We start from the raw sequence: 22199 nt of genomic DNA on the forward strand, positions 1-22199 counted from the left end.
GGAACAGGGCCCTTCCGTCGCCCGGCACCTCCTCGACCACAGACCGAGACCAGCCGGGGGGCTGCGCTCGATCCGGCGGCACCTCCCGACCGGGGCTCTGCCGCGGGGGCCGCTCCTGTTGACCGCATCTCATGGTGAGGAGACGTCTGTCATGACCTCTACCCCCGCCGGCACTCCCGGTACGAACGACCCCCAGGACGGCACCGAGCCACGCCCGGCCGAGCAGGCCGAGGAGCAGGCGACGTCCCCGTTCGAGCAGTTCTCCAACGCCCCGGAGGAACAGGGCCTGTACCACCCGGACGAGGAGAAGGACGCCTGCGGCCTCGCCGTCGTCGCGACCCTCAACGGGACCCCGAACCACGAGATCGTCGACGCCGCCCTGACCGCCCTGCGCAACCTCGAGCACCGGGGAGCCGTGGGCGGCGACGAGGGCACCGGGGACGGCGCGGGCCTGCTGACCCAGCTCCCGGACGCCTTCTTCCGGGCCGTGGTGGACTTCGAGCTGCCCGCCCTCGGCGGCTACGCCGTGGGCACGGCCTTCCTGCCCCACGGCGGGCGCAACGCCGACAAGCTCCAGGCCGCCCTCGAGGAGCTCGCGCGCACCGAGGAGCTGCAGGTCCTCGGCTGGCGTCCCGTGCCCGTGGTCGAGTCCGTGGTCGGCGCCTCCGCCCTGGAGGTCATGCCCTACTTCGTGCAGCTGTTCGTCGCCGAGCCGGCGCCGCAGCCCGAGGACGACGCCGCCCGCCGGCGCCTGGACCAGAAGGCGTTCCGGCTGCGCAAGCGCGCCCAGAACAAGATGGGCGTCTACTTCCCCTCGCTGTCCTCCCGCACCATCGTGTACAAGGGCATGCTGACCACCCAGCAGCTCGAGCCGTTCTACCCGGACCTCTCCGACGAGCGGTTCACCACGGAGCTCGCGGTCGTGCACTCGCGGTTCTCCACCAACACCTTCCCCTCCTGGCCGCTGGCCCAGCCGATGCGCACCCTCGCGCACAACGGCGAGATCAACACGGTCAAGGGCAACCGGAACTGGATGCGCGCGCGCCAGTCGCAGCTGAAGTCCCCGCTGCTGGGCAGGAACCCGGAGGAGCTGTTCCCCATCTGCTCCGAGGGCGCCTCCGACTCCCAGTCCCTGGACGAGGTCGCCGAGCTGCTCGTGCTCTCCGGCCGGCCCGTCACCCAGGCCATGATGATGATGATCCCGGAGGCCTGGGAGAACCACGAGACCATGGACCCGGCCCGCAAGGCGTTCTACCGCTACCACGCCTCCTTCATGGAGCCGTGGGACGGGCCTGCCGCGGTGGCCTTCACCGACGGCACCCAGGTGGGTGCCCTCCTGGACCGCAACGGCCTGCGCCCGGGCCGCTTCTGGGTCACCGAGGACGGACTGGTCGTCTTCGCCTCGGAGGTCGGCGTCGTCGACATCGGGGACCGCAAGGTGGTCCGCAAGGGCCGTGTCTCCCCGGGCACCATGTTCCTCGTCGACACCGCCCAGCGGCGGATCGTCGAGGACGCCGAGATCAAGGCCCAGATCGCCTCCGCCGAGCCGTGGGAGGAGTGGGCCGACGCCAACATCGTCGACATCAAGGACCTCCCCGAGCGCGAGCACATGGTCCACCCGCGATCCTCGATCACCCTGCGCCAGAAGACCTTCGGGTACACGCAGGAGGACCTGAAGATGATCATCGGCCCCATGGCGGCCAAGGCCGCGGAGCCGATCTACGCGATGGGCACCGACACCCCGATCGCGGTGCTCTCCGAGAAGCAGCGCTCCCTGTTCGACTACTTCGTGCAGTCCTTCGCCCAGGTCACCAACCCGCCGCTGGACGCGATCCGCGAGGAGCTCGTCACGAGCCTGCGCGGGTCCATCGGCCCGTCCGGGAACCTGCTGACCACGGAGCGGGTGCGCACCCGCCAGATCGCCCTGGACTTCCCGGTGATCGACAACGACCAGCTGGACCAGTTCCTGCACATCGAGGGCGAGGACGGCATGCCCGCGGCCCTCAAGGTCCGCGGCCTGTACCGCCCGGACGGCGGCGCGGAGTCCCTGCGCGGGCGGATCGCCGAGATCTGCGAGAAGGTCTCCGCGGCCGTGGCGCGCGGGGTGGAGTACATCATCGTCTCCGACCGCGACTCCAACGGCGCGTGGGCCCCCATCCCGTCGCTGCTGCTGACCTCCGCGGTGCACCACCACCTCCTGCGCTCGGCCACCCGCACCAAGGTGGCGCTGATCGTGGAGGCCGGCGACGTGCGCGAGGTCCACCACGTGGCCCTGCTCATCGGCTACGGCGCCTCCGCGGTCAACCCGTACCTGGCGATGGAGTCCGCCGAGCAGCTCGTGCGCTCCGGGGACGTCACCGGCGTCACCGCCGAGCAGGCCGTGCACCACCTGATCAAGGCCCTCGGCAAGGGCGTGCAGAAGATCATGTCCAAGATGGGCATCTCCACGGTCTCGTCCTACTGCGGCGCCCAGGTCTTCGAGGCCCTCGGCCTGTCCAAGGAGCTCGTCGACGACTACTTCACCGGCACCCACACCCAGATCGGCGGCATCGGCCTCGACGTCATCGCCGAGGAGACCGCGAGCCGGCACCGCCGCGCGTACCCCGAGGACGGCGTCACCGAGCCCTTCCGGGACCTGGAGACCGGCGGCGAGTACGACTGGCGCCGCGACGGCGCCCCGCACCTGTTCAACCCCCAGACGGTGTTCCGCCTGCAGCACGCCACCCGCACGGGCCGCTACGACATCTTCAAGTCGTACACCCGGCTCGTGGACGACCAGTCGAAGCAGCTGCTGACCCTGCGCGGCCTGCTCGGCTTCTCCTCCGACCGCAAGCCCGTGCCGCTGGAGGAGGTCGAGCCCGTCAGCTCGATCGTCAAGCGCTTCCAGACGGGCGCGATGAGCTACGGCTCGATCTCCCAGGAGGCCCACGAGACGCTGGCGATCGCCATGAACCGGCTGGGCGCCAAGTCCAACACCGGCGAGGGCGGCGAGGACGTCGAGCGGCTGCTCGACCCGGAGCGCCGCTCCGCGATCAAGCAGGTGGCCTCGGGACGCTTCGGCGTGACCAGCCTGTACCTCACCAACGCCGAGGACATCCAGATCAAGATGGCGCAGGGCGCGAAGCCCGGCGAGGGCGGCCAGCTCATGGCCCAGAAGATGTACCCGTGGGTGGCGCGGACCCGCCACTCCACCCCGGGCGTGTCGCTGATCTCCCCGCCGCCGCACCACGACATCTACTCGATCGAGGACCTGGCGCAGCTGATCTACGACCTCAAGCGGTCCAACCCGCAGGCCCGGGTCCACGTGAAGCTCGTCTCCGAGATCGGCATCGGCACCGTGGCCTCCGGCGTGACCAAGGCCAAGGCCGACGTCGTGCTGGTCTCCGGCCACGACGGCGGCACGGGCGCAGCGCCGCTGAACTCCCTCAAGCACGCCGGCGCCCCCTGGGAGCTCGGCCTCGCCGAGACCCAGCAGACGCTGATGCTCAACGGGCTGCGGGACCGCGTCGTCGTCCAGGCCGACGGGCAGATGAAGACCGGCCGCGACGTGATGATCGCGGCGCTGCTCGGCGCCGAGGAGTTCGGCTTCGCGACGGCCCCGCTGATCGTCGAGGGCTGCATCATGATGCGCAAGTGCCACCTGGACACCTGCCCCGTGGGCGTGGCCACCCAGAACCCGGACCTGCGCAAGCGCTTCACGGGCCGGGCCGAGCACGTGATCAACTTCTTCGAGTTCATCGCGGAGGAGGTCCGGGAGTACCTGGCCCAGCTGGGGTTCCGCTCCCTCGAGGAGGCCGTCGGGCACGCCGAGGTCCTCGAGACCCGGGACGCGATCGACCACTGGAAGGCCCACGGCCTGGACCTGTCCCCGATCCTGCACTCCACGGTCCTCGAGCACCGCGGGGCCGCCGTGCGCAACATGCGCGGGCAGGACCACGAGCTGGGCAAGCACTTCGACAACGAGCTCATCCGCCTCTCCCGGCCCGCCCTGGAGAAGCGGGAGCCGGTGCGGATCCAGCAGCGGATCATCAACACCGACCGCGCGGTCGGCACGATGCTGGGCCACGTGGTCACGAAGACGTTCGGCACGGACGTCCTCGCCCACGACACCATCGACGTGACCCTCACCGGCCAGGCCGGCCAGTCGCTCGGCGCGTTCCTCCCGCAGGGCATCACCCTGCGGCTGGAGGGCGACGCCAACGACTACACCGGCAAGGGCCTCTCCGGCGGGCGGATCGTCGTGCGCCCGGAGCGGGACGCGGTCTTCGAGGCCTCGGAGAACGTCATCGCCGGCAACGTCATCGGCTACGGCGCCACCAGCGGGGAGATCTTCCTGCGCGGCACCGTGGGGGAGCGCTTCCTGGTCCGCAACTCCGGCGCCACCGCGGTGGTCGAGGGCATCGGCGACCACGGCTGCGAGTACATGACCGGCGGCACCGCCCTGGTCCTGGGCAGGACCGGGCGGAACTTCGGCGCCGGCATGTCCGGCGGCGTGGCCTACGTGATCGACCTGGCCGAGACCTCGGTCAACAAGCACGCCCGGGACAGCGGCGAGCTGCAGCTGCTCCCGCTCGACGAGGCGGACGCCGAGTCCGTGCTCGAGCTGATCAAGAAGCACGGCGAGGAGACCGGCTCCGCGCTGGCCGACCGCCTGCTGGCCGACCCCGTGGCCACCCTCTCGCGGATCACCAAGGTGCTCCCGCGCGAGTACGCCGCCGTGCAGGGCATCCGCGAGGAGGCCCTCACCACGGGGCAGGACCCCGACGGCGACGAGACCTGGTACAAGATCCTGGAGGTGACGACCCGTGGCTGATCCGCGCGGTTTTCTGAAGGTGACCGAGCGCGTCGACCGCCCCAAGCGGCCGGTGCCGGTGAGGATCATGGACTGGAAGGAGGTCCAGGAGGCGCAGGAGCGCGGCGTCCTGCAGAAGCAGGCCGGCCGGTGCATGGACTGCGGCATCCCCTTCTGCCACGAGGGCTGCCCGCTGGGCAACCTGATCCCCGAGTGGAACGACCTCGTGTGGCGGGGCCTCGACGCCGAGGCGGTCGAGCGCATGCACGCCACCAACAACTTCCCGGAGTTCACCGGGCGGGTGTGCCCGGCGCCCTGCGAGTCCTCCTGCGTGCTGGGCATCAACCAGCCGGCGGTGACCATCAAGCAGATCGAGTACTCGATCGGCGAGATGGCCTTCGACGAGGGCATCATCAAGCCGTTCGTCCCGCAGCGGCTGGTGGGCAGGACCGTGGCGGTCGTGGGCTCCGGCCCCGCCGGGCTCGCGGCGGCGCAGCAGCTCACCCAGGCCGGCTTCACGGTGGCCGTGTACGAGCGCGACGACCGCATCGGCGGGCTGCTGCGCTACGGCATCCCCGACTTCAAGATGGAGAAGGAGGTCCTCGACCGCCGCCTCGACATCATGCGCGCCGAGGGCACCCGCTTCCGTCCCGGGGTGGAGATCGGCAAGGACATCACCTGGGACCAGCTCAAGCGCCGCTACGACGCCGTCGTGGTCGCCACCGGCGCCACCCGGCCCCGCGACCTCGGCATCCCCGGCCGCGATCTGGACGGCGTGCACTTCGCGATGGACTACCTCGTGCAGGCCAACCGCGTGGTCGCCGGCGACGAGGTCGAGGGCCAGATCCACGCCGAGGGCAAGCACGTCATCGTCCTGGGCGGCGGCGACACCGGCTCCGACTGCATCGGCACCGCCAACCGGCAGGGCGCGGCGTCGATCACGTCCCTGGCCATCGGGCGCAAGCCCCCGGCCGGCCGCTCCGACGCCGACCCCTGGCCCATGATGCCGCGGCTCTTCGAGGTCTCCACCTCCCACGAGGAGGGCGGCGACCGCACCTACATGGCCTCCACCGTGGAGTTCGTGGGCGAGAACGGGAAGCTCACGGGCCTGAAGGTCGCCGAGACGGAGTACCTGCCCGACGGCCGCCGCGCCCCCAAGGGAGGCACCGAGAGGGTCCTGCCGGCGGACCTCGTGTTCCTGGCGCTCGGCTTCACCGGCAACGAGTCCGAGGAGATCACGGGCCAGCTCGGCGCCGAGCTGGACGGGCGGACCAACGTGGCCCGCGACGACCAGTACATGACCAACGTGGACGGCGTGTTCTCCTGCGGCGACGCCGGCCGGGGCCAGTCCCTGGTCGTGTGGGCGATCGCCGAGGGCCGTGCGTGCGCGGCGGCCGTCGAGCGCTTCCTCATGGGCTCGACCCGCCTGCCCGAGCCGGTGGCCCCCACCGACCGGGCGATCGACCTCACCCTGTAGGGCTCCATCCCGACGACGGCGCGGGCCGCACCCCCCTGGGAGGTGCGGCCCGCGCCGTCGTCGTCCCCCGAGCCCGCCCCGGACGTCCTCGTGGACGTCGGCCCCGCGCCGCACCGCGGGGGCGCGCCGGACACCTCGACAGCCCGGGCGCCGTTGATAGGCTGGTGATGACCTCCTCGCCGCCGGGGACGTCGAGGCAGAGCGGCCGTGAGCTCCGCCGCGCCCTGCGCGGCGGCACGGCCGCTTCCTCGTGCGCGGTCCCGGCGGCGAGATCCCTCAACCCAAGGCGGCACACATGCGACGAGCGAAAATCGTGGCCACGATCGGCCCGGCCATCTCCTCCTACGACAACCTGGTGCGGGCGATCCAGGCCGGGGTGAACGTCGCCCGGCTGAACATGAGCCACGGTGACCACTCGGTGCACGACGCGTCCTACGAGAACCTCCGCCGGGCCTCCGAGGAGCTCGGCCAGACCGTCGCGATCCTCGCCGACCTCCAGGGGCCGAAGATCCGCCTCGGCCGCTTCGCCGACGGCCCCCACACGCTGCTCCCCGGCGACGTCTTCACCATCACCACCCGCGACGTCGAGGGCACCGCGGAGATCTGCTCCACCACCCACAAGGGCCTGCCGGGCGACGTGCAGGTGGGCGACTCCCTGCTCATCGACGACGGCAAGGTCGCCCTGCGCGCCACCGCCGTCACGGACACCGACGTGACCTGCGAGGTCGTGGTCGGCGGAGCGGTCTCCAACAACAAGGGCATCAACCTGCCCGGCGTGGCCGTCAACGTGCCGGCCCTGTCCGAGAAGGACGAGGACGACCTGCGCTGGGCCCTGCGCCGCGGCGTCGACCTGATCGCCCTGTCCTTCGTGCGCGACGCCAAGGACATCGAGCGCGTGCACGAGATCATGGACGAGGAGGGCAAGCGGCTGTCCGTCATCGCCAAGATCGAGAAGCCGCAGGCCGTGGACGCCCTGCACGAGATCATCGACGCGTTCGACGGCATCATGGTCGCCCGCGGCGACCTCGGCGTGGAGCTGCCGCTGGAGCAGGTGCCGATCGTGCAGAAGCGGGCCGTGGAGCTGGCCCGGCGCTGGGCCAAGCCCGTCATCGTGGCCACCCAGGTGCTCGAGTCGATGATCGACAGCCCCCGCCCCACCCGCGCCGAGGCCTCCGACTGCGCCAACGCGGTGCTCGACGGCGCGGACGCGGTCATGCTCTCGGGGGAGACCTCGGTGGGCAAGTACCCCATCGAGACCATCGAGACGATGGCCCGGATCATCGAGACCACCGAGAGCCAGGCGCTCGAGCGGGTCCCCGGCCTGGGCACCGAGCCCCGGACCCGCGGCGGCGCCGTGACGCGGGCGGCGGTGACCATCGCCCGCCAGCTGGACGTCAGCTACATCTGCGCGTTCACGCAGTCCGGCGACTCGGCCCGCCGCCTCTCCCGGCTGCGCCCGGCCCACCAGATTCTGGCGTTCACCCCGGAGCGGGTGGTCATGGCCCTCATGTCCCTGCTGTGGGGCGTCACCCCGATCCAGGTGGAGAAGGTCGACCACACCGACGCGATGACCCGCCAGGTGGACCGCCACCTGCAGGAGCAGGGCCTCGCGGGCAAGGACGACATGGTCGTCATCTGCGCCGGCTCGCCCCCCGGCGTCGCGGGCACCACCAACCTCGTCAAGGTGCACCGCGTCGGGGACATCGCCGACGCCGGGGAGCTGCTGACCAACCGCGAGCGCGAGCGCGTGGGCCCGTGGCGCGAGGGCTGAGCCGGCCCGCCGCACGGCGGCCGGGCGGGGGCCGGGCGTGAGCCCCGAGGAGCACGTGCGGGACCTGCTCGACCACGGCGTCCCCGAGGAGCTGCACGGGGTCTTCCCCGGCCACGGCGTCGGCGGGCTCGCCCGGGCGATGGGCATCCGGTTCACGGAGCTCTCGCCCGGGCGGTCGGCCGCCACGATGCCGGTGGAGCCGAACACCCAGCCCGGCGGGATCCTGCACGGGGGAGCGCACTGCGTGCTCGCGGAGACGCTGGCCTCGACCGCGGCGAGCGTGCACGGCTGGCCCGACCGGTACGCCGTGGGCGTGGACGTCAACGCCACCCACCAGCGCGGGGTGGCCACCGGGACGGTGACCGCCACGTGCACGGCCCTGCACCTGGGCGCGACGCTCACGGTGCACGAGGTCGTGGTCGAGGACGAGCAGGGCCGGCGGCTGTCCACGGCCCGGGTCACCAACCTGCTGCGCCCCCGGCCGGCCTGAGCGCCCCGGCCGGGCAGGAGCGGGAGCGGGCACGAAAAAACCCCGGACCGAGAGGTCCGGGGTGCTCGTGCCCAAGGTGGGACTCGAACCCACACTCCGGAGAACCGCATTTTGAGTGCGGCGCGTCTGCCAGTTCCGCCACTTGGGCCGGCGGTCGCAGTCCGCGTCGCCCCGACGGGGCGGTCCTGCGCTCGACCACTCTACAACAGTTATAGGCTGGGGCGGGTCGGACGGAACACGCGGCGCCGGGCCTCCCCGAGCCGCTCGTGAGCCCCGGCGCCCCCGCGGCCCAGCCCGCCGCGGGGCCGAAGCACCAGCAAGGAGTCAGCGTGACGGAGCAGCCGAACACGTCCCCGGCGGACGGCACAGAGCCCCTGGACGCCCCCGCCCCCGAGCAGAGCGCCGCCCCCGAGCAGAGCGCCGCCTCCGAGGAGAGCGCCGGACTGCGCCCGGCCCGCCGCGTGGTCGTGGCCGAGGACGAGGCCCTGATCCGCCTCGACATCGTGGAGATGCTGCGGGACGCGGGGTACGACGTGGTGGCCGAGGCCGACAACGGCCAGCTCGCCGTCGAGCTCGCCCGGCAGCACCGCCCGGACCTCGTGCTCATGGACGTGAAGATGCCCGTCCTCGACGGGATCACGGCCGCCGAGCAGATCGCCTCCGAGCGGATCGCCCCGGTGGTGCTGCTCACGGCGTTCAGCCAGCGGGAGCTCGTGGAGCGGGCCCGCGAGGCGGGGGCCATGGCGTACGTGGTCAAGCCGTTCACGGTCGACGACGTCGTGCCCGCCATCGAGATCGCGATCTCCCGGTTCGAGGAGATCTCCGCGCTCGAGCGCGAGGTCTCCGACATGAAGGAGCAGTTCGCCACCCGCAAGCTCGTGGAGCGCGCGAAGTCCCTGCTCATCACCAGGATGGGCCTGACCGAGCCCGAGGCGTTCCGCTGGATCCAGAAGACGTCGATGGACCGGCGGCTGTCCATGCGCGAGGTCGCCGAGGCGATCATCAACCAGGTCTCCTGACGGCCCCGGGGGCGGCGAGGGGGGCCCGCGCGCCGTCCGGGCCGGGCCCTAGGATGGGGACCGTGAGCACAACGACGCAGCAGACCCAGACCGACCCGAGCCCCGAGACCGCCGTCCCCACCGTGACCGTCGGCACGGAGACCGACCACCCGGTCGACGTCGAGATCCCCCGGCCGGTCTCCCGCCCGGACCGGAAGCTGCTGCTGATCGACGGCCACTCCCTCGCCTTCCGGGCGTTCTTCGCCCTGTCCCGGGCCGCGGAGTACGGCGGCGGCCCGGCGTTCGTGACCTCCGACGGGCGGCACACCGAGGCCGTCTACGGCTTCGTGAACACGCTGGTGAAGCTGGTGCGGGAGCAGCAGCCCACGCACCTGGTGGTCTCCTTCGACCTGGACGGCCCCACGCTGCGATCGGAGCAGTACGAGGAGTACAAGGGCGGGCGCGACGAGACCCCCGAGGAGTTCCACGGGCAGGTCCCGCAGATCCAGCGGATCCTCGACGCCCTCGGCGTGCCGGTGGTCACCGCGGAGGGCCACGAGGCCGACGACGTCCTGGCCACCCTGGCCCGCAGGGGAGCCGAGCAGGACTACGAGGTGCTCGTCTTCTCCGGGGACCGGGACGCCTTCCAGATGATCGACGACCACGTCACGGTCGTCTACCCGGGACGCACCCCCTCCGACCTCAAGCACATGGACGCCGCCGCCGTGGTGGAGAAGTACAAGATCCCGCCGCGGCACTACCCGGACCTCGCCGCGCTGACCGGCGAGCAGGCCGACAACCTCCCGGGCGTGCCGGGGGTGGGCGCGGGCTTCGCGGCCAAGTGGATCCTCGCCTACGGGGGCGTCGACTCGCTCCTGGAGAACGCCGACCGCATCAAGGGCAAGAAGGGGGAGGCGCTGCGGGAGCACCGCGCGGCCGTCGAGCGCAACCGGCGGCTCAACCGCCTGCTGACCGACCTCGAGCTGGACGTCGACCTCGCCGACGCAGCCCTGCCCACGCCCGACCCCGCGGCCGTGGAGGAGGTCTTCGACGACCTCGAGTTCGGCGAGGGCCTCCGCCGCCGCCTCTTCGACGCGTTCGGCCGCGCCGAGGAGGAGGGCGCGGCTCCCGTCGACCTCGGCCTCGGGGACGTCGAGCGCCCCGGCACCGCCGAGGAGCTGGAGCGCTGGCTGGCCGGCGCGCCCGGACCGGTCGTGCTGCACGCCCTCCACCGCGACGACGACGCCCTGGTCCCGGGCGCCCGTGAGCTCTCCGGGATGGTCCTCGCCCGGAGCGGGGACGAGCCGTCCGCCGCGTTCCTGGACCTCGCCGCCGCGGACGCCGCGCTGGACGCCGCGCTGGGCCGCTGGCTCGCGGACGAGGACCGGGCCAAGGTCGTGGTCGGGCTCAAGGACGTCTGGAAGTCCCTGGCGGTGCGCGGGCTGCTGCTGGCCGGCGTCGTGGACGACCCCCAGCTCTCGGCCTACCTGCTGCAGCCGGCGCGGCGCAGCTACGAGCTCGAGGCCCTCCTCGAGGACCGGCTCGGCGTGGCGGTGGCCCCGCCGGCGGACGCGGCCGCCGCGGCCGCGGGCGGCCAGCAGGAGCTGAGCTTCGACGACGAGCCCTGGCCCGCCCCGGATGCGCTGCGGCGGGCGGCGGAGCTGGCGGTCGCGACCGCCGGGCTGTCCGAGCACCTGCTGGCCAAGCTCGAGGAGACGCACCAGACCGCCCTCCTCGTGGACCTCGAACTGCCGCTGGCGGCCGTGCTGGGCAGCATGGAGCTCGCGGGCATCGCCGTGGACCCCGAGGGCGTGCAGACCCTGCTCGACGACTTCGCCCGGGTGATCGAGCAGGCGCAGGAGGAGGCGCTCGCCCAGATCGCCGAGCCCGTCAACCTCGGCTCCCCCAAGCAGCTGCAGCAGGTGATGTTCGAGGAGCTGGGCCTGCCGAAGACCAAGAAGATCAAGTCCGGCTACACCACCGACGCCGACGCCGTGGCCGAGCTGCTGACCCGCACGGACCCGGACTCCAAGGGCCACCGCTTCCTCGCCGGGCTGCTGGCCTACCGTGACGCCAACAAGCTCCGGCAGACCGTCGAGGGGCTGCAGAAGGCCATCGCCGAGGACGGCCGCGTGCACACCACCTACATGCAGAACGTCGCCGCGACCGGCCGGCTGTCCTCCACCAACCCGAACCTGCAGAACATCCCCGTCCGCACGGAGGAGGGGCGGCGGATCCGCGCCCTGTTCGTGGTGGGCGCGCCGTCCGAGGGCCGGCAGTACGAGGCGCTGCTGACCGCCGACTACTCCCAGATCGAGATGCGCATCATGGCGCACCTGTCCGGGGACGCCGCGCTCATCGAGGCGTTCCGCGAGGGCGAGGACCTGCACCGCTTCGTGGGCTCCAAGATCTTCGGCGTCGCCCCCGCGGACGTCACCCCCGAGATGCGCTCCAAGGTCAAGGCCATGAGCTACGGGCTGGTCTACGGGCTGAGCTCGTTCGGGCTCTCCAAGCAGCTGCGGATCCCGGTGGACGAGGCCCGGACGCTGATGAGCGACTACTTCACCCGCTTCGGCGCGGTGCGGGACTACCTCCGCGGCGTCGTGGAGGAGGCCCGCCGCAACGGCTACACCGCCACGATCGACGGCCGCCGCCGCTACCTGCCGGACCTCTCCAGCGACAACCGCCAGCTGCGCTCCGTCGCCGAGCGGGCCGCCCTCAACGCCCCCATCCAGGGCTCGGCCGCGGACATCATCAAGAAGGCCATGCTCGGCGTCGCCCGCCGCTTCCGGGAGGAGGAGCTGGGCTCGCGGATGCTCCTGCAGGTCCACGACGAGCTCGTGGTCGAGGTCGCCGCGGGGGAGCGGGAGGCCGTGGAGCGGGTCCTGCGCGAGGAGATGGGCGGGGCGGCCCGGCTGACCGTGCCCCTAGAGGTCAACGTGGGCGTGGGCCGGACCTGGCACGAGGCGGCCCACTGACCCGCGCCGCGCGCCCGAGCACCGCACCACGACCCGAGGGGGACACCATGGACGCCCAGCAGAACGCACCGACCGCTCCGGAGGCCCCGGCGGTCCCGGGCCGGATGACCGAGGCCTACTCCGCCGGCGGGCACGACTACACGTTCGCGGAGTTCGGGGTGGGCCCGGGCGGGACCGCCCGCAACCCGGCGGCGGCCGAGTGGGTGCGGGCGATCCGCCAGGGCTTCCACCAGGCGGAGCCGTGCGAGGAGACCCTCGAGCGCACCCTGTCCTGGATGCACGCCGAGCGCGTGCGGCTGCGCGGGGCCTACCCGCACGCCGTGCCGGAGGCCGCCCTGCCCACCGACCGGCCCGTGGCGAGCTTCGCCTCCTGGGAGGGGTCCGTGAACGTGGGCCGGGGCCGGCTGCTGCGCGCCCGGCTGATCTCCGAGGTCACCGTGCGCCCCACCCACAGCCGCCGCGGGCTGCTGCGCCGGCTGATGACCGCGGACCTCGACCGCGCCCGGCGGGACGGCTACCCCGTGGCCCTGCTGACCGCCACCGAGGCGACCATCTACGGCCGGTTCGGCTTCGGCGCCGCCACGTTCCTGCGCGAGGTGCAGGTGGACGCCACCACCCGCCTGCAGCTCAAGGCGCCCACGGTGGGCACCGTGGAGATGGCCGACGGCGACGCCGTGCGCAGGCTCGCCCCGGTCCTGTTCCAGCGCTTCCACGAGCGCTCGCACGGGTCGGTGAGCCGCGTGGCCTACCACTGGCCGGAGTACACGGGGGAGTACCAGCTCACCCCGCAGAAGCCGGACCCCGAGATCCGCTGCGCCGTGCACTACGACGACGCCATGCAGCCGGACGGCTACGTGACGTACCGGTTCGAGCCGAACACGTCCTACCCGCTGACGCTGACCGTCGTCGACCTCGTGGGCGCGACCCCGGACGTCTCCCTCGCCCTGTGGGAGTTCGTCACCTCCCTGGACCTCGTGGACCGGGTCCGGTTCCGCCGGGCCCCGGTGGAGGACCCGCTGGCCTGGGCGATGGTGGACCGCGCGAAGTACCGGGTCACCGCCGAGTTCGACGAGGTCTGGGTCCGGGTCCTCGACCCGGTCGCAGCCCTGGAGGCCCGCCCCTACACGCCCCGGGGCCGGATCGTGCTCTCCCTGGTGGACTCGATGGGCTACGCCGACGGCATCTGGGAGCTCGACACCACGAGCGGCCGGCCCGTGGTCGAGCGCCTGGGGGACCGCCCCCGGACCGCCGACGACGACGCCGGTCGGTCGGTGCCGGCGGTGGAGCTGCCGGAGGGCGCGGACGTCGCGATGCGCGTCGACGTGCTGGGCTCCCTGTACCTCGGGGCGGTCAAGGCGAGCACCCTGGAGCAGGCCGGGCTGATCGTGGCCCGGGACGAGGACGCCCTGCGGGACCTGCAGGACTTCATGGAGACGCCCACGGCCCCCTACGGCGTGACGCACTTCTGACCCGGTGACGCCCTCCTGACCCGCGCCGGTGCCGGGCCGCGGCGGGGTGTGGCGACACGCACGCGGGGCCGTGTTGACCCCGTTTTGGACCGACCGTAGACTGACCCGGTGCGTGCTCTGCACGTGCCTTGTCCATCAATCCTTCGGAACGGCCGCGGTCCGGCCGGACATTCTCCGTTCCGACTGATCACAAACTATCCACATCGGAGCCCCTACTACATGACCACCACCACCCCGCAGGTTGCCGTCAACGACATCGGGTCCGAGGAGGACTTCCTCGCCGCTGTCGACGCGACCATCAAGTACTTCAACGACGGCGACCTCGTCGAGGGCACCGTCGTCAAGGTCGACCGCGACGAGGTCCTTCTCGACATCGGCTACAAGACCGAGGGCGTCATCCCGTCCCGCGAGCTGTCCATCAAGCACGATGTCGACCCCGACGAGGTCGTGACCGTGGGTGATGAGGTCGAGGCTCTGGTCCTCACCAAGGAGGACAAGGAAGGTCGCCTGATCCTCTCCAAGAAGCGTGCTCAGTACGAGCGCGCCTGGGGCGACATCGAGAAGATCAAGGAAGACGACGGCGTCGTCACCGGCACCGTCATCGAGGTCGTCAAGGGTGGTCTCATCCTCGATATCGGCCTCCGCGGCTTCCTCCCCGCCTCCCTCGTCGAGATGCGCCGCGTGCGCGACCTCGCGCCGTACATCGGCCAGCAGATCGAGGCGAAGATCATCGAGCTGGACAAGAACCGCAACAACGTGGTCCTGTCCCGCCGCGCCTGGCTCGAGCAGACCCAGTCCGAGGTCCGCTCCAACTTCCTGCACAAGCTCGAGAAGGGCCAGGTCCGCACGGGCACGGTCTCCTCGATCGTCAACTTCGGTGCCTTCGTGGACCTGGGCGGCGTCGACGGCCTGGTGCACGTCTCCGAGCTGTCCTGGAAGCACATCGACCACCCGTCCGAGGTCGTCGAGGTCGGCCAGGAGGTCACCGTCGAGGTCCTGGACGTCGACATGGACCGCGAGCGCGTCTCCCTGTCGCTGAAGGCGACCCAGGAGGACCCGTGGCAGCTGTTCGCCCGCACCCACGCCCTCGGGCAGGTCGTGCCGGGCAAGGTCACCAAGCTCGTTCCGTTCGGCGCGTTCGTGCGCGTCGAGGACGGCATCGAGGGCCTGGTGCACATCTCCGAGCTGGCCCAGCGCCACGTGGACATGGCCGAGCAGGTCGTCTCCGTGGGCGACGACCTCTTCGTCAAGGTCATCGACATCGACCTGGACCGCCGCCGCATCTCGCTGTCCCTCAAGCAGGCCAACGAGGGCGTGGACCCGGACTCCACCGAGTTCGACCCCGCCCAGTACGGCATGGCCGCCGAGTACGACGAGCAGGGCAACTACAAGTACCCCGAGGGCTTCGATCCCGAGACCAACGAGTGGATCGAGGGCTACGAGACCCAGCGCGCCGCCTGGGAGCAGCAGTACGCCGACGCCCAGGCCCGCTGGGAGGCCCACAAGGAGCAGGTCCGGAAGTCGATCGCCGAGGACGCCGAGGCCGCCGCCGGTGGCACCACCTCCTCGTCCTCCTCGACCCCGGCTCCGACCAGCTACTCCTCCGAGGCCCCGGCCGCCGACGCCGGCACCCTGGCCTCCGACGAGGCCCTGGCCGCTCTGCGCGAGAAGCTCACCGGCGCCTGAGCCGACAGGCACCCGGTAGGCAGTCCCGCACTGCACTGACGACGACGGCCCCCACCCTTCCCGGGTGGGGGCCGTCGCCGTCTGCGCAGCAGGGGGACCAGGGGGCGTCGGGGACGCGTCACGGGGACCGGCGTCCCGGGTCAGCGGGGGAGGTCCACCCAGTCCACACCGGCCGGGCGCAGCTGCCCCGTGCCGGCGGTCAGGGACGCGACCCGGGCGGCCAGCGTGGCGGCGGCGTCCTCGTCGTCGGGCAGCGCGAGCCCGATCTCGGCGCCGGAGGCCCCGTAGCCGGTGCCCAGGACCGCGGTCCCGGCAGCCCGCAGCTCGTTCTCGATCCGGCCCGCGTCCGCGTGGGAGGCGGGCAGCCGGTACAGGCGCATCCGCTGGCGGGTCACCAGCCGGGCCCCGTCCAGGGCCTGCGAGACGGCGTCGGAGTATGCGCGGACCAGGCCGCCCGCCCCGAGCAGGGTGCCGCCGAACCAGCGGACCACCACGGCGCTGACGTCCGAGAGGTCGGCGACGTCCCGGCCGCGGTCGTCGGTCCCGGTGCGGCGCAGGACCAGGGCCTCGAGCATGGGGAGGCCGGCGGTGCCGGACGGCTCGCCGTCGTCGGAGGAGCGCTGGACGTCCCGGTCCGGGCCCAGCACGAACGCCGAGCAGTGGTGCCGGGCGTCGTGGAAGCTCCGGCGCAGCTCGTCGACCAGAGCCCGCGCCTCGGCCTCGGTGCCCGCCCGGCGGAGCACGGCCAGGAACCGGGAGCGCTTGATCTCCAGCTCCGCGACCGCCTCCGCGCCCGCGGCGAGCGTCGTGTAGCGGGTGGCGCGGCTGAGCAGGGGGTCGGGGTCCATGGCCCCCACTCTAGGGCGAGGACGGGACCCTCGACGGGACGGGGGAGCGGTGCTAGACAGGGATGCATCCGCAACCGAGGGAGCACCCATGCGCATCGCCGACACCTCCGACCTCTGGTGGAAGCAGGCCGTCGTGTACTGCGTGGACATCGAGCGGTTCCTGGACACCGACGGCAACGGCACCGGGGACATCGCCGGGCTCGCGGAGCGCGTGGACTACCTGGCCGAGCTGGGCGTCACCTGCCTGTGGCTCATGCCGTTCTACCCCACGCCGAACCGGGACGACGGGTACGACGTCCAGGACTTCTACGGGATCGACCATCGGCTGGGCAGCTTCGGGGACCTCGTGGAGCTCGTCCGCACCGCGCAGGACCGCGGGCTGCGGGTCATCGCCGACCTCGTCGTCAACCACACCTCCGACCAGCACCCGTGGTTCCAGGCGGCCCGCTCGAGCACGGACAACCCCTTCCGGGACTACTACGTCTGGCGTGCGGAGGAGCCCCCGGACACGTCCGAGAAGGCCGTGTTCCCCGACAAGGAGGACAGCATCTGGACCCGGGACGACGTCACCGGGCAGTGGTACCTGCACCGCTTCTACCGCCACCAGCCGGACCTCAACCTGGCGAACCCCAAGGTCCGGGACGAGATCGCCAAGGTCGTCGGGTTCTGGCTGCACCTCGGCCTGGACGGCTTCCGCGTCGACGGGATCCCCCAGCTCCTGACGCTCAGCCAGGGCGACGACTTCGAGAACCAGGGCGGCTTCACCGACCCGCACGGCTTCCTGCGGTCCCTGCGGAAGTTCATGAACCGCCGCAACGGCCGCGCGGCGCTGCTGGGCGAGGTCAACCTCCCGTACCAGCAGCAGCTCGAGCTGTTCGGCACCGACGACGCCGGCGAGCTGACCATGATCTTCGACTTCGTCGCCATGCAGAACCTGTACCTCTCGCTGGCCAGGCAGGACGCGGGCCCGCTGGCGACCGCGCTGCGGAACCGGCCGCGCATCCCGCAGGACGCCCAGTGGGCCAACTTCGTGCGCAACCACGACGAGCTCACGCTGGACCAGCTCTCGGAGTCCGAGCGCCAGGAGGTCTTCGCGGCGTTCGGCCCGGAGGAGGGGATGCAGATCTACGGCCGGGGGCTGCGCCGGCGGCTGCCGCCCATGCTGGAGGGCGACGAGCAGCGGATCCGGATGGTCTACTCGCTGCTCTTCTCCCTGCCCGGGACACCGGTGGTGTACTACGGCGAGGAGATCGGGATGGGCGAGAACCTCGCCGTGGAGGGGCGCATGGCCGTGCGCACGCCCATGCAGTGGACCTCGGGCCGCAACGGCGGCTTCTCTGCCGCCGACCCGGAGGCCCTCTCCGCGCCCGTCGTCGAGGGGGAGTTCGGGCCGGCGAACGTCAACGTGGCCGCCGCCAGGAGGGCGCCGGACTCGCTGCTGAACTTCGTCACCCACCTGGCCCGCCGGTACCGGGAGTGCAGCGAGCTGGCCTGGGGCGGCGTGGAGATCCTGGACCAGCCGCGTCCGGAGGTGCTGGCCCACCGGTGCTCGTGGGAGGGCTCCAGCATCGTGGCGCTGCACAACCTGGGGGCGTCCCCCACGAAGGTGCCGCTGCGGCTGCCGGACGAGGAGGAGGGCGCCGAGCTGGTGGACCTGCTGGCCGACGGCACGTGCGCCCTCGACGGGGACTCGGCCGTGGAGCTCGGGCTGGAGGGCTACGGGTACCGCTGGCTGCGGGTCCGGCGCCCGCACGGACCCGGGACGCTCCCGGACGTCATGACCACCGTGGCCGGCTCGGGCGGAGGTTCCGGAGGAGGCTGACCGGCCCGCGTCCCGGGCCCGCACCGCCGCGCCGCTAGGCTGGGCCCATGCTGACGATCGGACTCACGGGCGGGATCGCCTCGGGCAAATCCACGGTGTCCCGGCGGCTCGCCGAGCTCGGCGCCACGGTGGTCGACGCCGACGCCATCGCGCGCGCCGTCCAGGAACCGGGGCAGCCGGGGCTCGAGGGCATCATCGCCGAGTTCGGGCCGTCCGTGCTCACCCCGGAGGGCCGGCTCGACCGGCAGGCCCTGGGGGCGATCGTGTTCGCCGACCCCGAGGCCCGCGCCCGCCTCAACGCCGTCATCCACCCCCTGGTCCGCAGGGAGGCCGTGCGGCTCGCCGCGGCGGCGGGGGAGGACGCGGTGGTGGTGGAGGACATCCCGCTGCTCGTGGAGACCGGCCAGCACGGACGCTTCGACCTCGTGCTCACGGTCCAGGCGCCCGCGGAGGAGCGGGTGCGGCGGATGGTCGAGGACCGGGGGATGACCGAGGCCGACGCCCGCGCCCGGATCGCGGCGCAGGCCACGGACGAGCAGCGCGCGGCCGTCTCCGACGTCGTGCTCGTCAACGACGGGACCGTGGCGGACCTGCTCCGGCAGGTCGACCGCTTCTGGGCGGAGCGCGTGGCGCCGCGCCGCTGAGCCGCGCCCATCGAGGAGGTCAGGCACCCCACGGCGCGGTTCCCGGACGTAACAGCCCGGAGCCGACCCCGCCGCGCGCACCCCGGGGCTAGAGTGGTGACCAGCATCACAGGAGCAACGGGGGTCGCCATGTCGAAGGACAAGCACACCGAGGGTGAGGGCGCGGAGCCGAGGCACCGCATCCTCGACCGGCTGAACGATCTCGCCATGCGGGTCTACGGCCCGGCCGCGCGGAGCCGGCAGGACCTCGAGGGGACGCCGCAGAGCGCAGCCGCCCACCAGTGGTACCGGGAGGTGCAGGAGCACTTCGTCGTGGAGAAGGACGAGCACGGCAACGAGTACCTCTACCATCGGGACGACTCCGGGGAGCCCACGGACACCGGGACCTCCCGCAACTGACCCCCACCGCCCTGCCCCTGGGAATCGGCGGTTCGACGGCGATAAAATGGTGTCCTCCATCACGGGAGCCACCAGGGGGACGTCATGTCGAAGAAGAAGCACACCTCCACGGACGACGCGCCGTCGTCGGGCTACAGCATCATCGACCGCCTCAACGACATCGCCCTCAAGATCTACGGCGCCGCGGACCGCAGCGACCTGGACGTGGCGGGCGAGAAGCGGGCCCGCCAGGTCGAGGACTACTGCCGGGAGGTCGAGGAGCACTTCGTCGTGGAGAAGGACGAGCACGGCAACGAGTACCTCTACCACAAGGACGATTCCGCGGAGGGCACGGCGACCGGCAGCAGCCCGCACAACTGACGCACGGGTCTCAGCCCCGCGAGCGCGGCGCCACCTCCTCCACGGGGTTGCGCCGCGCTCGCCTGCACAACGCCCGCCCCACTTGTGCCCCGTGACGCGCGCCGGAAGCCGTGGCAGGATGAGGCCCACACACCGTGGAGGCGAGCATGGGCGAGGTCAGACGACAGGCCGGACGGGCGGCCGATGCCGCGGACGACGCCACGGACTCCCGGGGGTTCCTCCTGGCCGCACGGGCGGGCTTCGTGGCCTCCGGCCTGCTGCACGTCATGATCGGCGTCATCGCCCTGCAGGTCGCCACCGGCGGCACCGGCCAGGCCGACCAGAGCGGCGCCATCGCCCAGCTCGGCACCGCCCCGGGCGGACGCGTCCTGCTGTGGGCGTGCTTCCTCGGCTGCGCGGCCCTGGCCGTGTTCTTCCTCGCGGAGGCCCTCCTCGAGGGCCGGGGGCGCTCGGGGAAGGAGGCCCTCAAGAAACGGCTCAAGGCCGGCGGCCAGGCCGTGGTCTACGGCGCGATCGGCGCGATCTTCGGCGTCTACGCCCTCGGCGGGACCAGTGACAGCAGGGAGTCGTCGCAGTCGACCAGCGCGCAGCTCATGGCGAACCCCGCGGGCGTGGTCCTGCTGGTGGCCGTGGGGCTGGGGCTGATCGTCGCGGCCGGGTACTTCGTCCACAAGGGCGTCACGAAGAAGTTCGAGGAGAACCTGACGGCCCTGCCGCCCGGCCGGGCGGGGACCGCAGTGCGCGCCCTGGGCACCGTGGGCTACGTCGCCAAGGGGATCGCGCTTGGGGTGCTCGGCGTGCTGTTCGTCGTGGCCACCGTCAAGAGCGAGCCCGCCCAGGCCTCGGGGCTCGACGGCGCCCTCAAGTCCCTCCAGGAGCAGCCGTTCGGCGTCTGGCTGCTCGGCGCCGTGGCGCTGGGACTGATCTGCTACGGGCTGTTCATGGTGGTCCGGGCCAAGTACCAGCGGATGTGAGACCGCCTCGCCCCCGGGCGGTGGGAGGAGCAGGCAGTCATGGACACCATCGGGACCTTGGTCGTTCTGGGCGCCACGGGCGACCTCACCTCCCGGCTGCTGCTGCCCGGCCTGGGGCGGCTGCTCACCGAACAGCCTGACCGCCGGCTCCGCCTGATCGGCGCCGACCGCGCGCCCCGCGACAGGGAGCAGTGGGTGGACACCGTCCGAGCCGCCTTCGACAGCGTCGAGGCCACCGGGCCCGCTGTGGAGCACGCCCTGGCCGGTGCCGACTACCTCGTCACCGACGCCACCGCGGCCGAGGACCTCGGCCGGGTGCTGGCCGCGGCCACCGGGATCCCCGCCCTGTACTTCGCCGTGCCCCCGGCCGTGGCCGCCCAGGCCGTCCAGGCCCTGCACCGGGTCGAGCTGCCGGAGCACACCGTGCTGGCCCTGGAGAAACCCTTCGGCGTCGACCAGCCCAGCGCCTCGGAGCTGAACCGGATGCTCGCCTCCCTGGTGCCCGAGGACCAGGTCTTCCGGGTGGACCACTTCCTGGGCAAGTCCACCGTGCTCAACGTCCTGGGCCTGCGCTTCACCAACCGTGTGTTCGAGCCGGTGCTCCACCGTGAGCACGTCGCCAAGGTCGAGATCGTCTACGACGAGTCCCTGGGGCTGGAGAACCGGGCCGGGTACTACGACCGTGCCGGGGCGATGGTCGACATGATCCAGTCCCACCTGCTGCAGGTCATGGCGCTGGTCACCATGGACGCCCCGCTGTCCGTGCACGCCACCGATCTGCGCCACACCAAGACCGAGGCGCTGCGGGCCCTGCGTCCCTGGGCGGGGGACCCCGTGGCCGCCGGCCGGCGCGCCCGCTACACCGCGGGCACCGTCGACGGCCTGCACCTGCCCTCCTACGTCGAGGAAGACGGTGTGGACCCGGGCCGGGGGATCGAGACCCTGGCCGAGGTGACCCTCGAGTCCGCCACGTGGCGCTGGGCCGGGGTGCCCTTCGTGCTGCGCTCGGGCAAGGCCGTGGCACGCCCCCGCCGCGAGATCGCCGTGACCTTCCGGGACGTCCCCCACCAGCCGGCCGGGCTGCCCGGGGTGACCGGACCCACCGTCCTGCGCATCTGTCTGAGCCCCGACGCCATGACCCTGGAGCTGAACGTCAACGGACCCGGCGACCCCTTCGTCGTCGACCGGGCCGTCCTGACCGCCGACCTCGGCGCAGGACGGCTGACCCCCTACGGGGAGGTCCTCAACGGTCTCCTCGACCGCGACCCGACCCTGTCCATCTCCGCGGAGGCCGCCGAGCACGCCTGGGGCGTCGTCGACCAGATCCGTGAGGCGTGGACGTCCGGCCGGGTGCCCCTGGAGGAGTACCCGGCAGGGTCGGCAGGCCCCGAGCACTGGGCCTCCTCGGACTGACACCCCGCGCGCACACCGCTGTGCAGGCCGTGGAGCGGGCCCATCGGACCCGGCTCCGACCGAGCCGGGTCGAGGGGT

15 protein-coding genes and 1 tRNA gene are annotated in these 22199 nt (G+C 72.3%); 14 read left to right on the plus strand and 2 right to left on the minus strand.

Annotation, left to right across the window (positions count from 1 at the left end; all coding sequences use genetic code 11):
• The first annotated feature begins 151 nt into the window (after positions 1-151).
• The 4 genes from gltB to IEW07_RS09525 all read left to right on the plus strand — a co-directional run bounded on the left by gltB (position 152) and on the right by IEW07_RS09525 (position 8530).
• Positions 152-4813, plus strand: a complete 4662-nt coding sequence (gene gltB, locus IEW07_RS09510) for a glutamate synthase large subunit (RefSeq protein ID WP_188536595.1) — start codon at positions 152-154, stop codon at positions 4811-4813.
• A complete protein-coding gene (locus IEW07_RS09515; protein ID WP_188536597.1) occupies positions 4806-6269 on the plus strand; it encodes a glutamate synthase subunit beta in 1464 nt (487 codons plus the stop codon). The genes gltB and IEW07_RS09515 overlap by 8 nt, the downstream gene beginning before the upstream one ends.
• Positions 6270-6564: 295 nt before the next feature.
• Entirely contained in the window at positions 6565-8040 is a 1476-nt protein-coding gene (gene pyk / locus IEW07_RS09520; RefSeq protein ID WP_188536599.1) for a pyruvate kinase, read from the plus strand.
• Positions 8041-8077: 37 nt separating this feature from the next.
• Entirely contained in the window at positions 8078-8530 is a 453-nt protein-coding gene (locus tag IEW07_RS09525) for a PaaI family thioesterase (RefSeq protein ID WP_188536601.1), read from the plus strand.
• 68 nt (positions 8531-8598) lie between these two features.
• Here the strand turns inward: IEW07_RS09525 and IEW07_RS09530 are convergent.
• A tRNA-Leu gene (locus IEW07_RS09530) sits at positions 8599-8678 on the minus strand.
• Positions 8679-8973: 295 nt separating this feature from the next.
• Here IEW07_RS09530 and IEW07_RS09535 point away from each other — a divergent pair.
• The 4 genes from IEW07_RS09535 (at position 8974) to rpsA (ending at position 15661) form a co-directional block, all read left to right on the plus strand.
• Positions 8974-9549 carry an ANTAR domain-containing response regulator gene (locus IEW07_RS09535; RefSeq protein ID WP_188536713.1) on the plus strand — a complete coding sequence of 192 codons (576 nt, stop codon included), beginning with the start codon at positions 8974-8976 and terminating at the stop codon, positions 9547-9549.
• A 53-nt stretch (positions 9550-9602) separates the two neighbouring features.
• Positions 9603-12506, plus strand: coding sequence for a DNA polymerase I (polA, locus tag IEW07_RS09540; protein ID WP_188536603.1), 2904 nt, complete (start codon positions 9603-9605; stop codon positions 12504-12506).
• 47 nt (positions 12507-12553) lie between these two features.
• Positions 12554-13975, plus strand: a complete 1422-nt coding sequence (locus tag IEW07_RS09545) for a GNAT family N-acetyltransferase (RefSeq protein WP_188536605.1) — start codon at positions 12554-12556, stop codon at positions 13973-13975.
• 219 nt (positions 13976-14194) lie between these two features.
• Positions 14195-15661, plus strand: a complete 1467-nt coding sequence (rpsA, locus tag IEW07_RS09550) for a 30S ribosomal protein S1 (protein WP_188536607.1) — start codon at positions 14195-14197, stop codon at positions 15659-15661.
• 140 nt (positions 15662-15801) lie between these two features.
• Here the strand turns inward: rpsA and IEW07_RS09555 are convergent, their stop codons facing one another.
• Positions 15802-16509 carry an IMPACT family protein gene (locus IEW07_RS09555; RefSeq protein WP_188536609.1) on the minus strand — a complete coding sequence of 236 codons (708 nt, stop codon included), beginning with the start codon at positions 16507-16509 and terminating at the stop codon, positions 15802-15804.
• A gap of 88 nt (positions 16510-16597) precedes the next feature.
• On the opposite strand from IEW07_RS09555, the gene IEW07_RS09560 reads away from it, so the two are divergent.
• From IEW07_RS09560 to IEW07_RS09585, 6 genes are all read left to right on the plus strand, one after another.
• Positions 16598-18331, plus strand: a complete 1734-nt coding sequence (locus IEW07_RS09560; protein ID WP_188536611.1) for an alpha-amylase family protein — start codon at positions 16598-16600, stop codon at positions 18329-18331.
• A gap of 47 nt (positions 18332-18378) precedes the next feature.
• Positions 18379-18975, plus strand: coding sequence for a dephospho-CoA kinase (gene coaE, locus IEW07_RS09565; RefSeq protein WP_188536613.1), 597 nt, complete (start codon positions 18379-18381; stop codon positions 18973-18975).
• A 129-nt stretch (positions 18976-19104) separates the two neighbouring features.
• A complete protein-coding gene (locus IEW07_RS09570; RefSeq protein WP_188536615.1) occupies positions 19105-19374 on the plus strand; it encodes a hypothetical protein in 270 nt (89 codons plus the stop codon).
• A gap of 84 nt (positions 19375-19458) precedes the next feature.
• On the plus strand, positions 19459-19734 hold the full coding sequence (locus tag IEW07_RS09575) for a hypothetical protein (RefSeq protein ID WP_188536617.1): 276 nt from the start codon (positions 19459-19461) through the stop codon (positions 19732-19734).
• Positions 19735-19880: 146 nt separating this feature from the next.
• Positions 19881-20708, plus strand: coding sequence for a DUF1206 domain-containing protein (locus tag IEW07_RS09580; protein WP_188536619.1), 828 nt, complete (start codon positions 19881-19883; stop codon positions 20706-20708).
• A 39-nt stretch (positions 20709-20747) separates the two neighbouring features.
• A complete protein-coding gene (locus IEW07_RS09585; protein WP_188536621.1) occupies positions 20748-22121 on the plus strand; it encodes a glucose-6-phosphate dehydrogenase in 1374 nt (457 codons plus the stop codon).
• The last annotated feature ends 78 nt before the right edge of the window (positions 22122-22199 follow it).

Origin of the sequence: Kocuria dechangensis (genome assembly GCF_014636775.1) — a bacterium.
Taxonomy (GTDB): Bacteria; Actinomycetota; Actinomycetes; order Actinomycetales; family Micrococcaceae; genus Kocuria; species Kocuria dechangensis.

Coding starts and splice junctions, on each gene's coding strand:
- IEW07_RS09560 (WP_188536611.1), top strand. CDS start 16,598: ATGCGCATCGCCGACACCTCCGACCTCTGGTGGAAGCAGGCCGTCGTG.
- IEW07_RS09555 (WP_188536609.1), bottom strand. CDS start 16,509: ATGGACCCCGACCCCCTGCTCAGCCGCGCCACCCGCTACACGACGCTC.
- polA (WP_188536603.1), top strand. CDS start 9,603: ATGGGGACCGTGAGCACAACGACGCAGCAGACCCAGACCGACCCGAGC.
- IEW07_RS09580 (WP_188536619.1), top strand. CDS start 19,881: ATGGGCGAGGTCAGACGACAGGCCGGACGGGCGGCCGATGCCGCGGAC.
- IEW07_RS09585 (WP_188536621.1), top strand. CDS start 20,748: ATGGACACCATCGGGACCTTGGTCGTTCTGGGCGCCACGGGCGACCTC.
- gltB (WP_188536595.1), top strand. CDS start 152: ATGACCTCTACCCCCGCCGGCACTCCCGGTACGAACGACCCCCAGGAC.
- IEW07_RS09570 (WP_188536615.1), top strand. CDS start 19,105: ATGTCGAAGGACAAGCACACCGAGGGTGAGGGCGCGGAGCCGAGGCAC.
- rpsA (WP_188536607.1), top strand. CDS start 14,195: ATGACCACCACCACCCCGCAGGTTGCCGTCAACGACATCGGGTCCGAG.
- coaE (WP_188536613.1), top strand. CDS start 18,379: ATGCTGACGATCGGACTCACGGGCGGGATCGCCTCGGGCAAATCCACG.
- IEW07_RS09575 (WP_188536617.1), top strand. CDS start 19,459: ATGTCGAAGAAGAAGCACACCTCCACGGACGACGCGCCGTCGTCGGGC.
- pyk (WP_188536599.1), top strand. CDS start 6,565: ATGCGACGAGCGAAAATCGTGGCCACGATCGGCCCGGCCATCTCCTCC.
- IEW07_RS09545 (WP_188536605.1), top strand. CDS start 12,554: ATGGACGCCCAGCAGAACGCACCGACCGCTCCGGAGGCCCCGGCGGTC.